Here is a 14390-nt window from a genome sequence, read left to right on the forward strand (position 1 = left end):
CTCACACTTAAAATATTGCACTATTCAGGAAGATTCCATCTATTTCCATATTTTATATAATACAATCATATATTAATATTTGCAATATATTATTGCATGTAAATATAAGAGCAGTTCAAGAGCAGATTTTGACTCAATTCAGTAGGAGATAGATTATTCCTGAGACAGCAGCTCCTGCAAATGTAGCAACAAAATTAACACCGCTGTTTGAAAGCATACCACGTTTCTGGAGTGTTGCACCAAGAATACTGTCAATATTAGTTCCAAGGAAACCACCGGCTGTTGTAATAGCTATTGCCATACCGGCATCTTCCACCCTTCCAAAAATAACAGGTAGAAGACCAATTACCATGGAACCAAGAAGTGCTGCTATTTCACCAAGTATGGTAACTGCTCCGTCAACACCGGCATTAGTTGGTTTCAGTGTGGTTATCATTATTGGCTGGGAATGGGCGGTTGTTCCAACCTCACTTGCAAGTGTATCCCCGGTTGCAGTAGCCACAGTGCCCAGGTAAGCGAAAATTATCAGGTCTGCATATTGTGGATATATTCCGTAACATATGGCAAGAACCAGAGCTGCCGTACTGTTGCTGAAAACATTCTCATAGCTCCTGACACCGCCTTTGGACTGTGCAAGTCCAATAGATTCCTTGTACCTGTACTTGTATTTGGTAAAAGCTCCTCCAAGTATGAAGAATGTGAGCAACAGGACGAACCAGAAAAGTTCGCTGAATACTATTATAAGAACTCCAAGAAGGGTAGCACTAAAAAGAGCTGAAAGATCAGCTATTTTTGTCTTGTATGCAAGATAACCTAGAATCATGGAAAAAACAAGTGCAAAGAACATCTGCTGCGGTGGCACTGAGTAGCCAAAAGAACTGAACAGCCACATTGACATTCCTGAACCAAGTGGTACAGAAAGGTTATTATCGATGTTAGATGGAATTGATTCAAAAAGTGCTCCTGTTACCGAACCAATTACCGCAAGGAAAAAGAGCATGTTAAGGTCTATAGTAATATCCTGCCAGTGCATAAGCCAGAGTCCGGCTAAATAAGCTGTCAATATGCCTGTACCCAAGAGTACGATACTGGAAGGAAGTAAGCAGCATTCTGCTTCCTCTGCATCCGATTTACAACGCAGGAGTTGAAGTTGCTTGCGATGTCTGATGAAGTTTGCTGAACTTGTTCCAAAAGTGGATATTGCAATTGCACCTGCTATTACGTACAACGGAAGCCTGTAAGGCGTAAATTCCAGTAATGCACTTATCAGCATCAGGATGAATACGGATATCGCAAGGTTCTTTGCGCTTTTAAGTCCCTCGTTTATTTTGTCCGTAAGCATACCCCTTGCACCAGGAAGCGGTTTTTTATACAAATAGCGATTAAGGGACCAGTCTTCAGGAAGAAATGTCAGTGCGAGTATCATTAAAAAACTAAGTATCAAAAGGATCTCAGGACCGATAAAAGGAAACAGAAGTATAAGGAAACCAAAAGCAGCATGAAGTAGTTGCCTTCTGTATTCATGTTCCATGTTCTCAAATATATTAGGAATGCCTGTCATATCGATCGATGCTTTTTACATAATGATTTTTGATTTGCTTTTTATTTCAGATAAATTTTAAGCTATATATTGATAATGATTATTCCATTATTATAATATTAATATATTTTCCTGTTTTTCAATGGATTTGTCGTCTTTATTTGAAAAAACCAATTACAAGAGTATCATGTCATGGTATTACATGACATGTTTTAAACGAATATATTAAAATAATAGTAACCCTTAAACTCACAGACCTATCTGGAGAATACCGGGAAGCAGATTCCCTTTTTGAGATAAAAAACCGCATTTTGCATTGCAATCTGTGAAGTTTCTCTTTTTGTATTCATATGGCCATTTAGGAAGGTGTTTCTATGCAGGAAAAGATCAAAGAAATTGCAGCCCGTGTAAGGGAATTACGTGATATTTCCGATATTTCCGTTGAGGAAATGGCCGGAAAACTGGCATTGTCTGTTGACACTTATTCTAATTATGAAGCCGGGGAAGAGGATATACCTGCAAGCATTCTGCTTGAGATCGCCCAGATTCTCAATGTAGATATGTCAGTATTGCTTACAGGTGAAGTTCCAAGAATGCATGTTTTCTCAGTTACCCGTAAAGATAAGGGTGTAAGTGCAGAGCGCCGCAAAGATTACAAGTACCAGAACATTGCTGCAAATTTCGCTCATAAGAAAGCTGAGCCTTTTGTTGTAAGAGTTGACCCAAAACCCGAAGGTACAGCAATTTCAACTAACAGTCATCCTGGTCAGGAATTTGATTATGTCCTGGAAGGAACCCTGAAAGTGGTTATCCATAACAACGAGATTGTTCTTGAAGAAGGAGATTCCATATTCTTTGATTCCAGCTATGAACACGGAATGCAGGCACTCGGTGGCAAACCTGCAAAGTTTCTGGCTGTGATATTGTAATTTAGTTTTAATTGATGCTTTAATTTATGTTTTAACTTATGCTTATTCGGAGGTAGTATGACTTCATTACTTGAAAAATATGTTTCCCGTGTGGAATTCGAGTCCTATGAGGACTTCAAAGCGAACTTCAAAATCAACATCCCTGATAACTTTAACTTTGCCTATGATGTTGTGGATGTTTACGCAGAAGAACAGCCTGACAAAAAGGCTCTCATCTGGTGTGATGATAATGGTGAAGAAAAGATATTCACTTTCAGGGACCTTCAGTATTACAGTAATAAAACTGCAAATATGCTCAAAAGCCTTGGTGTAAGAAAAGGCGACAACGTTATGCTCATGCTCAAGAGTCGCTATGAGTTCTGGTTCTGCATACTTGCACTTCACAGGATAGGCGCCACTGCAGTGCCTGCCACACACATGCTCACAAAGAAGGATGTTGTCTACAGGGTAGAGCGTGCAATTATCAATACAGTAATATGTGCACCTGATGAAGGAGTACTTGATTATGTAGATGAGGCTTATGCTGAGGTAAGCAGCATATTGAAAAACCGCCTTGTAATCGGCCTTGAAAGAGAAGGATGGCTCGGTTTTACCGACGAAATGGAAAAAGCATCCGAGGACTTTGAGCGTCCAACAGGAGAGGAAGCAACATTTAATGATGATGTCCTGTTGAACTATTTCTCTTCAGGAACCACCGGTTTCCCGAAGATGGTACAGCACAGTTTTACCTATCCTCTAGCACACATTATAACCGCAAAATACTGGCAGAATGTGACCGATGAAGGTCTCCATTATACTGTTGCTGATTCCGGCTGGGCAAAATGTGTCTGGGGTAAGATATACGGTCAGTGGATAGCAGGCAGTGCTGTCTTTGTCTATGACTATGAGAAATTCAGTGCTGATAAAATGCTTGAGAATGCTATCAAATACGGTGTTACAACTTTCTGTGCTCCGCCAACTATCTACAGGTTCCTTATCAGGGAAGACCTTAGCAACTACGACTTTAGTTGCCTGAAGTATTGTGTCACAGCAGGTGAACCACTGAACCCTGAAGTTTACGAGCAGTTCTACAAGATAACAGGTATGAAGCTCATGGAGGGATTCGGACAGACCGAAACAGTTGTTTCAGTTGCAACTTATCCGTGGCTTGAGCCAAAACCTGGTTCAATGGGTAAACCATCACCGGAATATGACATTATGCTCCTGAATGGTGAAGGCAAACCATGTGAAGCAGGTGAAGAAGGCGAGATCTGCATTGACACAAGCTTCGGAAACCCACCTGGAATCTTTACCGGATACCGCTCAGACGAGACACTTACGTCAAGGGTCTGGCATGACGGTTATTACCACACAGGTGACATGGCATGGAAGGATGAGGATGGCTACTACTGGTTCGTCGGACGTGCTGATGACATCATAAAGACATCAGGTTACCGTGTTGGTCCTTTCGAAGTTGAAAGTGCACTTATTGAACATCCTGCTGTACTTGAATGTGCAATTACAGGTGTCCCTGACCCTGTAAGAGGTCAGGTCATCAAGGCAACCATAGTTCTTACAAAGGACTATACAGCCGGCGATGAGCTTAAGAAAGAACTTCAGGACCATGTAAAGAAGGTCACAGCGCCTTACAAGTATCCACGTGTTGTGGAATTTGTACCTGAACTTCCAAAGACCATCAGTGGAAAGATAAGGCGTGTTGAGATTCGTGACCATGATAAGGAAGGTCAGTAACTTTCCTTTTCATTCATTTTTTGTTTAAGTTCCGGACCATAAAGTAAATAGGCAGTTAATGTCTTTAGGGAATATTCCTTATCCGGGATATTATTTTTATTCATTCAAATGAGGCTTTGAATTATGTCAGGCAAAAAAGAACCATACCCGGTTATCAATATCATAGAGTGTAAAGCCTGCGGACGTTGTATTGTAGCATGTCCCAAAGGTGTCCTGAAAATGAGTGACGATCTCAACGAGAGAGGATACCACTATGTAGAATATGCAGGCGAGGGCTGTACAGGTTGTTCTAACTGTTATTATACCTGTCCTGAGCCGCTTGCCATAGAGATACACATTCCGCTTAAGGACGATTGAACTTAAGGTGAGAAAATGGCAACACAATTAGTAAAAGGTAACACAGCAGCTGTTATAGGAGCACTATACGCTGGCTGTGACTGTTATTTCGGTTATCCTATTACCCCTGCAAGTGAGATTTTGCAGGAAGCTTCCAAGTATTTCCCAATGCTTGGAAGGAAATTCGTACAGGCAGAATCAGAAGAAGCTGCCATTAATATGGTCTACGGAGCAGCATCCACAGGTCACAGGGTCATGACTGCATCATCAGGACCTGGTATCAGTCTGAAACAGGAAGGTGTTTCCTATATGGCAGGAGCTGAACTTCCGTGTGTAATAGTCGACATTATGAGAGCAGGTCCTGGACTTGGAAACATTGGTCCTGAGCAGGGAGACTATAGTCAGGTAGTCAAAGGCGGAGGACATGGTAATTACAAGAACATAGTACTTGCTCCAAACTCTGTGCAGGAAATGTGCGATTTTGTTATCAAAGGATTTGAGCTTGCTTTCAAATACCGCAATCCAGTAGTAGTACTGGCTGATGGGGTTCTTGGACAGATGGTCGAGTCCCTGCAGTTCCCGGAAGTTTCAGTAAAACCTGAAATTGATACTGAATGGGCTGTAAGTGGCACAGCAGAAACCAGAGAGAACCTTGTTACATCTATTTTCCTCGACTTCAACCAGCTTGAAGAATTCAACTATGAGATTCAGGAGAAATACGCAACCATTGAAGAGCAGGAAGTTGATTTTGAAGATTACATGACAAAGGATGCAAATATCATTTTGGTTTCATACGGCATCAGCAGTCGTATATGTAAATCCGCTGTTGACCAGGCAAGAAAGGAAGGCATCAAGGTCGGTCTTTTCAGGCCAAAGACACTTTTCCCGTTCCCAAAAGAAGAATTGAAAGCAATTGCAGATTCAAGGGAATGTACATTTGTCTCAGTTGAGATGAGTAACGGACAGATGCTTGAGGATATTAAGCTGGCAATTGAATGCAGCAGACCAACTGATCTTGTGTATCGTATGGGTGGAAATCTGATTACAATGGATCAGGTTCTTGACAGTATCAGAAAGATCGCAGAGGAGGAGTAAAAATGGCAGAAAAAGTCATTAAGAGTGCTGGTCTGTACTCAGAATACACCCGTAAGGGTGGTGCAGCTCCGACTGCAACTCACTATTGTCCGGGATGCGGACATGGTGTTATTCACAAGCTCATCGGCGAAGCTATGTATGATCTGGAAATTCAGGACCGCAGTGTTATGATAAGTCCTGTAGGTTGTGCTGTTTTTGCTTACTACTACTTTGACTGTGGAAACATCCAGGTAGCGCACGGACGTGCTCCTGCTGTTGGAACCGGAGTATCAAGGGCACAGGACGATTCCGTGGTTATTGCTTACCAGGGAGATGGTGACCTCGCATCAATCGGTCTGAACGAGACAATGCAGGCAGCCAACCGTGGTGAGAAAATGGCAGTTTTCTTTGTCAATAACACAGTTTACGGTATGACAGGTGGCCAGATGGCACCTACCACTCTTATTGGAGAGAAAACAGTAACGTGTCCCGATGGAAGAGATCCAAGGTTTGCAGGTTATCCACTACACATGTGTGAGCTTCTTGATAATCTGAAGGCTCCTGTATTTATAGAAAGGGTTTCAGTTTCTGATATTTCACACATTAGAAAAGCTCGCAAGGCTATTCGTAAAGCTCTTGAAATCCAGCGTGACGGCAAAGGATATGCATTTGTGGAGATTCTTTCAACCTGTCCGACAAACCTCAGGCAAAACTCCGAGCAGAGTACTGCTTTTGTGAATGAGGAAATGGAGAAGGAATTCCCACTTGGTAATTTCAGAGACCTTACGGATGAGACAGAACCACTGCTCAGAGGTGACAGTGCATTTGATAAAAAGTCAATTGATGACCTTTTCAATCTTGAAACTGAATCATCACCTGACGCCAAACTTGACCCTTCATTCCCCGAAGTCCAGATAAAAGCAGCAGGATTTGGCGGACAGGGTGTCCTGAGTATGGGATTGACCCTTGCACACGCAGGTTGTGATGCTCAGCGCTTTGTTTCATGGTACCCATCATACGGACCTGAGCAGCGCGGTGGAACATCCAATTGTTCAGTGGTGGTTTCAGGTGAATCCATAGGTTCCCCGGTAGTCTACACGCCTGATGTACTTGTGGCAATGAACCGTCCTTCACTGGAAAAGTTCGCTGCAGATGTAAGGGAAGGCGGATACATTCTTTACGATTCAACAATCGGAGAATGCGACATTCCTGAAGGTGTACAAGGCATAGCTGTTCCTGCGGTAAAAATTGCAGGTGATGCCGGTTCAGAGAAGGCTGCAAACACTGTAATGCTGGGAGTTATCATGGCTCTTGGAATTACAGGACTTGATGAGGAACATTTCAAGTCAGCACTTGCAGAGACCTTTGCCAAAAAGCCAAAGCTTATTCCGCTGAATCATGCTGTTCTTGAAGCCGCTGCCACCTGGGCAAAAGAAAATATCTGAGTCTTTTCGTTTAGTTAAAACAAAATAAAACAGGCAATTTTCGCCTGTTAGTTCTCTTTTTTTGAAGATAAGTTTTAATAGCTGAAAGCCCCCTTTTATTATGGGAGAGGATAAAAATGGCTGAAAGTAACATTTTAGAAGCAAATGATTCCAATTGGGCAGAACTTATTGAAAATCAGGAAAAGCCAATGGTTGTTATGTTCTACCTTCCAACCTGCGTTCATTGCAAGGAAATAGAACCATACTTTAAGGATTACTCAATTGAATTCCATGAGTCCTGCACTTTTGTAAAGATGAACGGAATTGACAGTCCAATGACTGCCAGGAAATACGGTGTGCGTGGAACACCAACTTTTAAGTTCTTCTGCAAAGGGAATGCAATAAAAGAAGAAGTTGGCCTTGTCTATCCTTCAATTCTCAGGAAATCCATAGAGGACTTAATAAAACACGGTGACGAATGCGTACTGCACACATCCCCGATGCCGGATGAAGTTTCTCCTTATGAGTGAAAATTTAATATTCACTCTTATTCTTCTTTTGTAAACTTACCGTTTTCGAACTGATAATATACTGGCTTACCTGTTGCAAGTTCCAGTTTAGGTATGTCTTCGTCACTAATGTTTTCAATATATTTTATCACAGAGCGCAGGCTGTTTCCATGTGCAGCAACGAGCACATTTTTTTCATTTTCAAGTTGTGGGATAATTGCTTCTTTGAAGTAAGGAATTGTGCGCTCATAGGTATCCTTAAGACTTTCCCCTCCGGGTGGCTGGATATCGTAGCTGCGTCTCCAGATGAAGACCTGCTCCTCTCCAAACTTACCCCTTGCTTCCTGTTTATTCTGTCCCTGAAGCTCCCCATAGAATCTTTCATTCAGGGCATCGTTTGAAAAAACAGGTATTTCATTTTCTTCAAATCTTGATGGATGGTGTGACCATTCATCTCTTTTTTTGCTCTCATGCAGAAAAACGCCGGATTTCTTCTGCTTTGCAAGTATAAGGAAAAGTGTTTCCTGAGCTCTTATAAGCTTGGAGGTGAATGCAACGTCTATCTCCATATTCTCAAGTTCTGTGGCACAGTCCATTGCTTCCCTGATTCCCTTTTCACTAAGTGGTACATCGACCCATCCCGTGAACCTGTTCTCAAGGTTCCACCTGGATTGTCCGTGTCTTACCAGTATCAGATAATTCATTTTATCATTCCCGTTTATTCCCTTAAACCTAATAGTATTTTGCAGGTTATATATTAAAACTTTAAGGTTCTAAGCGGTGTGTTGGAAATATTAACTGGATATTATTTGTTTGAAGATTGACTCAAGAATATCTAATATGTTAGAAGCCAACAACATTGATGAGGAAAGTATCAAGCAGTGGTTATTGAATTTGACTTCAAAGTAATCAAGAGGATATGGATTTATGGGGAGGAGGACACTCAAGAGAATGAAGGACAGGATTTTGACTAGTGGGAAGTAAAATAGAAAAAGTATTTGATACAGGATTAAGTAAATAACAATAGAATGGAAAAAAGTCCATATAGTTTCTCAATTAAACGAATAATATCAAGTGATTATACTGCAGGTATTTTTATTGCTTTTCCCTTCACCTTTTGGATAATGTTCTTGATCTTTCAAGACAATTTCTTTGAAATAATTGCTATTTTGATGACTTCTATCGGAATACCTGTTTTTATTTGGAGAATTCACTTTTTCAAAACATTATATAGCTATGGTGTTGAAATCACTGGCATCATCACTTTTACCACATATACTGGACGTGGTGACAGAATCATATATGAATATACTTTTGATAATCGGAAATATTCATCAGGAAATGCTGTAGCACCAATATTAACTAAGGATAAAAATTACAACATCGGTGATGAAGTGCTACTATTAGTCGATCCGAAAAATCCCAAAAGAGCAGTTATAAAGGAACTATACTTCTAAAGGTTGGAAATGTGGACGGTGGACTAAGATGGACAAATTAACTATTGATGACTGGGGGTTGATGCCAAAAAAGAAAGCTACCAGTTGTTGAAAGAAAAATACAGATATCCAGCTAACTTTCCAGAAATTTTGCTAGAAAAAGCAATTGATCTCAACAAAGCATATTCAGAGGGATATTATAAGTTAGCTTGGAAAAACGATGATGCTATTGAAGTAATTAACTTCTTTGTAGAACATGGATTTGTGATTATAGGTGGATATGCATACATATTGAAAAATGATGAGTTTGAATTTTTGGGTGATAATTGGACTTTTAAGCCTGCAAACGAAGATGAAAAAATTATAAGTCGTAATGGTGTTCGGTATGTAACTTATGACTTTAATTATAATAATTGTTTTGAAAAAGAACAAATACTAGAAGATAGTGTCAAAAAAGCGAAAGATTACATTAAATTTTATGTTTCACGAAATGGTGAATACAATAGCTATTTTTCAGTTGTTTTCAAATTTTTGGAGATTTGATGTTTAATGATATAGATTTTTGATCAGGAAATATTGTTTGGAATAATGCTTTCAATTCAAAACTCGATTTTTCGGACAAAGCATGTCCTAAGGTAACGTTGATAAATCTTCCCAAACATCTATTCATCCAGTTATGAGCTCAGAGGACACAATTCAGTTTACGGATTTTATGCCGATGGTCCGGCCACCACAGAAAGATGACAACAGTGACAGTTTTTGTTTTGCTTTCAAAAACCGTGAGTTATTGCTGGTTGGTGATGAAGGAAACTACAGGTTACCTTTGATGAAAGAGATGGAGAAACTGGATTTTTCAGGAATAAGGACTCAATACCTTGGTGAACTCAGGGACATTTCATGTTATTCAATGGAACTCAACGCTTCAATAAACTCAGATGAATCAGTGTCCGGTGATCCTTTCAAACCAGAATCAACTGCTGCCGATGTCTGTAAGCTCAGTAAAAACACCTGTTTTGTGGGACTCAGGGAACTTAATGGCATTCTTGAAGAAACACTAACCGCACTTGCGGGAAAGGCTGTCCACATCATGGAATGGGACAAAAACACTCTTTATTGTGGCAGATGTGGCAGTGAAACTTCACTTAAAGAAGCTGAAAGAGCAAAAATGTGTCCTGAATGCGGCTTCACATCATTTCCTAAAATTTCTCCTGCAATAATTGTCATGATCGAGAAAGAGGACAAACTCTTGCTGGCACGTTCTCCTCATTTCCCTAAAGGAAGATACAGTATCATTGCAGGATTTGTAGAACCAGGTGAATCAATAGAGCAGGCTGTTGTAAGGGAAGTAATGGAAGAAGTAGGCATCAATATCAAGAACGTCAAATACTTTGGAAGCCAGCCATGGCCTTTCCCGGATTCGCTTATGATAGGGTTCACTGCTGAACATGCAGAAGGTGACATTCAGATAGATGGTGTCGAGATAGAAGATGCCGGTTGGTATACCAAAGATGAGATTCCAAATATTCCGGGAACTCATAGTATATCAGGACAACTTATACAGCATTTCATCAGCAGGCACTCCTGATAGCTTTATTTTAACTTTTCTTCTATTTTTTGTTTGGTATTTGTTATATTTAAATGCACAAGATTTATACAGTCGCACAGCAAATAATACTCAGGACTTTATTTTTCAAACTTAATAGAAAAACACGAGGACGGCGTTAGGATGTCATTTAACAGACAAATCTGTATCATTTTGATATTAGTAGCCAGTTTGACATTTGTGCAAACATGCGCAGCATTAACATATTCAGGTGGCGGTGAGTGGAACTATTCAGAAGAAATCATTATTAAAGAGAGCTCAGGAAGCAGCCTGACAAATTATCAGGTACCAATAGTCCTGAATAGCTCCAATTTTGATTTTTCACTTGCACAGTCAGAGGGACAGGACATACGTTTTACATCCGGTGACTCACAGCTTAAGCACTGGATAGAAGAGTGGGACGCAAAAAGAGAGAAGGCAACCATTTGGGTGAAAGTTCCTTCTATTCCGGCAGGAAGCAACACCAAAATTACAATGTATTATGGTAATCCAAAAGCAAGTGATGTCCAGAGCGGACCCGGAACCTTTGTATTTTTTGATACTTTCAGTGGTACCAGTGTCTTTGCAAACTGGGACTCCTTCACAACAGGTGGCGGGGAACAGGATGTTTCCAATGGAGTGTGTAAGCTCATAGTTCCTAAGTTCCATCCTGAGGATGTTTCCAGTATTAAATCAGAAGATGATTTTTCAATAAACTCCATGTTTGTGGTTAAAAGATCAAGAACAACTACCGGAGAAGATATTAGAGGTCCTGTTATAACACAGGGATTTGTTGACCCCCAGAAAGAGACAAAGAACCAGATACTGGCTGTATCAGAACTTGAAAATGAAACAGAGGTTAGCTGGACTATTAAAAATGATAAGGAAGATGTACGCTATTATCCTTCAGACCTGGCTGACATTGGGGAAACCGAAGGTGACTGGTACACTATAGGTGTTGCCTGGTATATGGAAGATGAGCTTGGAAGTATAGCATGGTACAAGGATGGTGTCAGGGACACTAAAATGGATATTGTCTCAACTGAAGAGTATAATTATGTCCCTGTTGGAGACATGAAAGTTTACATCTCTGCAAATTCATATTCTGACGCTTCAGACAATACAGGTTATGCATCCATTGACTATGCATATGTGCGTAATTTCGTTCCTGATGAACCTGTTGTTACACTGGAGAGTTCAATGCAGGAAAGTACTGAAGAAACTATCATCGAAACTCCTGCCAGAATTAACATAACACCTTCAAGTGGTATAATGACTGCAATCCGTATTTTCAATACAACTGGTTATGACGAGGATGCCATCGTTGAGTTGAAAGAAAGCGGATTGAACACTATTATGGTCCTGACAAATAAGGACAATATCTGGAACCTTGAGAGATTTGTCAAGACAGCACATGACAATGATATGCAGGTCTACGCAATGATCTTTAATGACCCGAACAGCGATACCAATGAGGACAACTCCATTTATGTTAACGCTGTCCTGGAAGAAGTAGTCGACTACAACAGCAAATCACTTTCAGCTTTTGATGGAGTGGATATTGCTCTTGATCCATGTACCAAAGATATTGATAGTGCCTGTGCTCTGAACCTGCTTCTGCTTGAGAATGCCAGGGAAACTGCAGGTGATGAACTTGCAATTGCTGTTGACATTCCTGCATCTTATACACTGTCTGACATTTCAGAAGTATCAGAAACAGCAGACCTTATTATCCTCCAGACCTACGAGTTGGGGGAAACAAACCCTGATACAAAGTCAGATATTATTGATTCTGTGGCTTCCAGAATGGGTGAAATAAGAGCATCTGAAGGGAAAGCTCTCATCGGCATTTCAGTAAATGAGAATTTCTTAACAGATACTGATGTGCAGAGTCTTTTTTCGGAAATAGAGGACTATTATGCAGACGACAGTGCTTTCATGGGAACATCTATTGCTGTTTATGAGGACTACGAGGCTTATGCCAGTGTTTCAGCACCTGTAGAAGATGATAGCGAAAGCAGTAGTACTCCCGGTTTTACGGGACTCTCAGCAATAGCTGGAATTGCCGGGGTAATAGCAATTTCCTTAATTCAAAAAAGAAGATCAAAAGAAAAGTGATGTGATAACACATCATTTTCCTTTTTTATTTTGTTCTTAATTTTATGTATTCAGATTCTTCGTTCACTGCTCTTTCTTCTCTAGAAGCTCAACAGCTAAATCCCTGAGTTTGAACTTCTGTATCTTTCCGCTTGCAGTGAGTGGATAATCTTCCACGAAGAATACATGCTTTGGAACCTTATAGCGTGCAATTCTTGCAAGACCAAAGTCCCTGACATCCTCTTCTGTAATATCAGAATCCTCAGCTTTGACAATAAAAGCACCGACTATTTCACCGTATTTTTCATCTGGTATGCCCACAACCTGTGCATTTTTAACACCAGGCATGGTGAAAAGGAATTCTTCGATTTCTCTTGGGTAGATATTCTCTCCACCGCGGATTATCATATCCTTTATACGACCTGTAATCTTGTAGTAACCATCTTCATCAACAGTTGCAAGGTCACCACTGTGGAGCCATCCATCCTTATCAATGGCAATTTCTGTCATTTCAGACATTTTGTAATATCCTTTCATGACATTGTAACCACGGCAGCAAATCTCTCCCTGCTCGTTGGGTCCGACGATCTCACCGGTTTCAGGGTCAACAATCTTAACCTCTATTTCAGGCATGGATGTTCCCACTGTACTGACACGGCGGTCAATTGTGTCATCGGTACTTGTCTGTGTGAACACAGGTGATGCTTCTGTAAGTCCGTAAGCGATTGTGATATCCTTACAGTGCATTTCATTAATGACACGTTTCATGGCCTCAATTGGACATGGTGAACCTGCCATGATACCGGTTCTCAGTGATGTAAGATCAAACATCTTAAACATCGGGTGGCTGAACTCCGCAATGAACATTGTCGGGACACCATAAAGGGCTGTACATTTTTCTTTCTGAACAGCAGCCAGTACCATAAGTGGGTCAAAGAGTTCAAGCATAACAAGTGTACCACCATGAGTCAGTGTTGCAAGTACACCAAGTACTATTCCGAAACAATGGAACAATGGTACGGGAAGGCAAAGCCTGTCTTCTGCCGTGAATTTCTGTCTTTCACCGATGTAGTAACCGTTATTGAGAATATTGTAGTTTGTCAGCATTACACCCTTTGGGAAACCTGTTGTACCGGAGGTGTACTGCATGTTGATGACGTCATCTTTGTCAAGTGTATTAAGGATCTCACTGATTGCTTCATCACTGCCATGCTGACCAAGGAGGAACAGTTCTCTGGTGCTGTACATTCCACGGTGCTTTTCCTGACCAATGAAAATAACATTTTTCAGGTGTGGGAATTTCTCACTCCTGAGATTTCCACGGCCTTGTGTCTTAAGTTCAGGAACAAGCTCGTAGATGGTCTCGATGTAACTAACATCCCTGAAACCATCAATAATAGCAATAGCTTTCAGGTCTGCCTGTTTCATCACATACTCGACTTCATGTATTTTATATGCGGTGTTTACAGTGACCAGAATAACTCCTAACTTTGCAGTGGCAAACAGGAAAGTGAGCCAGTCAGGTACATTTGTAGCCCATATTCCAACATGGTCCCCTTTTTCTATACCAAGTTCAAGCAGGCCTTTAGCCAGCATGTTGACTCGTTCATCAAATTCTTTATAGGTAAACCTCAGATCCCTGTCAGGATAAATGACAAATTCCCTGTCAGGATCGTTTCTGACAGTTTTCTCGAAAAAGCCACCTATCGTATCATTTGTAAAAGGCATGGTT

The 14390-nt window shown here is 40.7% G+C and carries 13 protein-coding genes; 10 read left to right on the top strand and 3 right to left on the bottom strand.

The genetic code is table 11. The annotated features are described in order from the left end of the window. Nucleotides 1-133: 133 nt before the first annotated feature. Complete coding sequence (locus METTI_RS13800) at nt 134-1561, bottom strand: DUF92 domain-containing protein (RefSeq protein WP_023846447.1); 1428 nt, start codon at nt 1559-1561, stop codon at nt 134-136. A gap of 353 nt (nt 1562-1914) precedes the next feature. Between METTI_RS13800 and METTI_RS13805 the strand changes: the two genes are divergently transcribed. The 6 genes from METTI_RS13805 to METTI_RS13830 all read left to right on the top strand — a co-directional run bounded on the left by METTI_RS13805 (nt 1915) and on the right by METTI_RS13830 (nt 7564). After that, nucleotides 1915-2469, top strand: coding sequence for a helix-turn-helix domain-containing protein (locus METTI_RS13805; protein WP_023846448.1), 555 nt, complete (start codon nt 1915-1917; stop codon nt 2467-2469). Nucleotides 2470-2526: 57 nt separating this feature from the next. Continuing rightward, complete coding sequence (locus METTI_RS13810) at nt 2527-4200, top strand: AMP-binding protein (protein WP_023846449.1); 1674 nt, start codon at nt 2527-2529, stop codon at nt 4198-4200. Between the two features lie 123 nt (nt 4201-4323). After that, on the top strand, nt 4324-4557 hold the full coding sequence (locus METTI_RS13815) for a 4Fe-4S dicluster domain-containing protein (protein WP_023846450.1): 234 nt from the start codon (nt 4324-4326) through the stop codon (nt 4555-4557). Nucleotides 4558-4572: 15 nt separating this feature from the next. Continuing rightward, complete coding sequence (locus METTI_RS13820) at nt 4573-5631, top strand: 3-methyl-2-oxobutanoate dehydrogenase subunit VorB (RefSeq protein ID WP_023846451.1); 1059 nt, start codon at nt 4573-4575, stop codon at nt 5629-5631. A 2-nt stretch (nt 5632-5633) separates the two neighbouring features. Next, complete coding sequence (locus tag METTI_RS13825) at nt 5634-7055, top strand: 2-oxoacid:acceptor oxidoreductase family protein (protein WP_023846452.1); 1422 nt, start codon at nt 5634-5636, stop codon at nt 7053-7055. 116 nt (nt 7056-7171) lie between these two features. Beyond that, the gene (locus METTI_RS13830; RefSeq protein ID WP_023846453.1) at nt 7172-7564 is read left to right on the top strand and encodes a thioredoxin family protein; all 393 of its coding nucleotides are present in this window, start codon (nt 7172-7174) and stop codon (nt 7562-7564) included. 17 nt (nt 7565-7581) lie between these two features. Here METTI_RS13830 and METTI_RS13835 read toward each other — a convergent pair whose 3' ends face one another. Then, complete coding sequence (locus METTI_RS13835) at nt 7582-8247, bottom strand: 2,3-bisphosphoglycerate-dependent phosphoglycerate mutase (protein WP_023846454.1); 666 nt, start codon at nt 8245-8247, stop codon at nt 7582-7584. 324 nt (nt 8248-8571) lie between these two features. Here METTI_RS13835 and METTI_RS13840 point away from each other — a divergent pair, with 324 nt between their 5' ends. From METTI_RS13840 to METTI_RS13855, 4 genes are all read left to right on the top strand, one after another. Next, nucleotides 8572-9000: a DUF3592 domain-containing protein gene (locus METTI_RS13840; RefSeq protein ID WP_023846455.1), complete on the top strand. Its 429-nt coding sequence runs from the start codon at nt 8572-8574 to the stop codon at nt 8998-9000. A 129-nt stretch (nt 9001-9129) separates the two neighbouring features. Beyond that, entirely contained in the window at nt 9130-9522 is a 393-nt protein-coding gene (locus METTI_RS13845; RefSeq protein ID WP_023846456.1) for a hypothetical protein, read from the top strand. Between the two features lie 133 nt (nt 9523-9655). Further along, the gene (gene nudC, locus METTI_RS13850) at nt 9656-10564 is read left to right on the top strand and encodes an NAD(+) diphosphatase (protein ID WP_023846457.1); all 909 of its coding nucleotides are present in this window, start codon (nt 9656-9658) and stop codon (nt 10562-10564) included. Between the two features lie 198 nt (nt 10565-10762). After that, nucleotides 10763-12679, top strand: a complete 1917-nt coding sequence (locus METTI_RS13855) for a DUF2341 domain-containing protein (protein WP_245596183.1) — start codon at nt 10763-10765, stop codon at nt 12677-12679. Nucleotides 12680-12742: 63 nt separating this feature from the next. Here the strand turns inward: METTI_RS13855 and METTI_RS13860 are convergent, their stop codons facing one another. Further along, nucleotides 12743-14386: an AMP-binding protein gene (locus METTI_RS13860; RefSeq protein WP_023846459.1), complete on the bottom strand. Its 1644-nt coding sequence runs from the start codon at nt 14384-14386 to the stop codon at nt 12743-12745. Between the last annotated feature and the right edge of the window lie 4 nt (nt 14387-14390).

Source organism: Methanolobus tindarius DSM 2278 (assembly GCF_000504205.1).
Taxonomy (GTDB): domain Archaea; phylum Halobacteriota; class Methanosarcinia; order Methanosarcinales; family Methanosarcinaceae; genus Methanolobus; species Methanolobus tindarius.

Excerpts from the sequence above, each read along its gene's own strand:
- METTI_RS13800 (WP_023846447.1), bottom strand. The coding sequence starts at position 1,561 with ATGACAGGCATTCCTAATATATTTGAGAACATGGAACATGAATACAGA.
- METTI_RS13805 (WP_023846448.1), top strand. The coding sequence starts at position 1,915 with ATGCAGGAAAAGATCAAAGAAATTGCAGCCCGTGTAAGGGAATTACGT.
- METTI_RS13810 (WP_023846449.1), top strand. The coding sequence starts at position 2,527 with ATGACTTCATTACTTGAAAAATATGTTTCCCGTGTGGAATTCGAGTCC.
- METTI_RS13815 (WP_023846450.1), top strand. The coding sequence starts at position 4,324 with ATGTCAGGCAAAAAAGAACCATACCCGGTTATCAATATCATAGAGTGT.
- METTI_RS13820 (WP_023846451.1), top strand. The coding sequence starts at position 4,573 with ATGGCAACACAATTAGTAAAAGGTAACACAGCAGCTGTTATAGGAGCA.
- METTI_RS13825 (WP_023846452.1), top strand. The coding sequence starts at position 5,634 with ATGGCAGAAAAAGTCATTAAGAGTGCTGGTCTGTACTCAGAATACACC.
- METTI_RS13830 (WP_023846453.1), top strand. The coding sequence starts at position 7,172 with ATGGCTGAAAGTAACATTTTAGAAGCAAATGATTCCAATTGGGCAGAA.
- METTI_RS13835 (WP_023846454.1), bottom strand. The coding sequence starts at position 8,247 with ATGAATTATCTGATACTGGTAAGACACGGACAATCCAGGTGGAACCTT.
- METTI_RS13840 (WP_023846455.1), top strand. The coding sequence starts at position 8,572 with ATGGAAAAAAGTCCATATAGTTTCTCAATTAAACGAATAATATCAAGT.
- nudC (WP_023846457.1), top strand. The coding sequence starts at position 9,656 with ATGAGCTCAGAGGACACAATTCAGTTTACGGATTTTATGCCGATGGTC.
- METTI_RS13860 (WP_023846459.1), bottom strand. The coding sequence starts at position 14,386 with ATGCCTTTTACAAATGATACGATAGGTGGCTTTTTCGAGAAAACTGTC.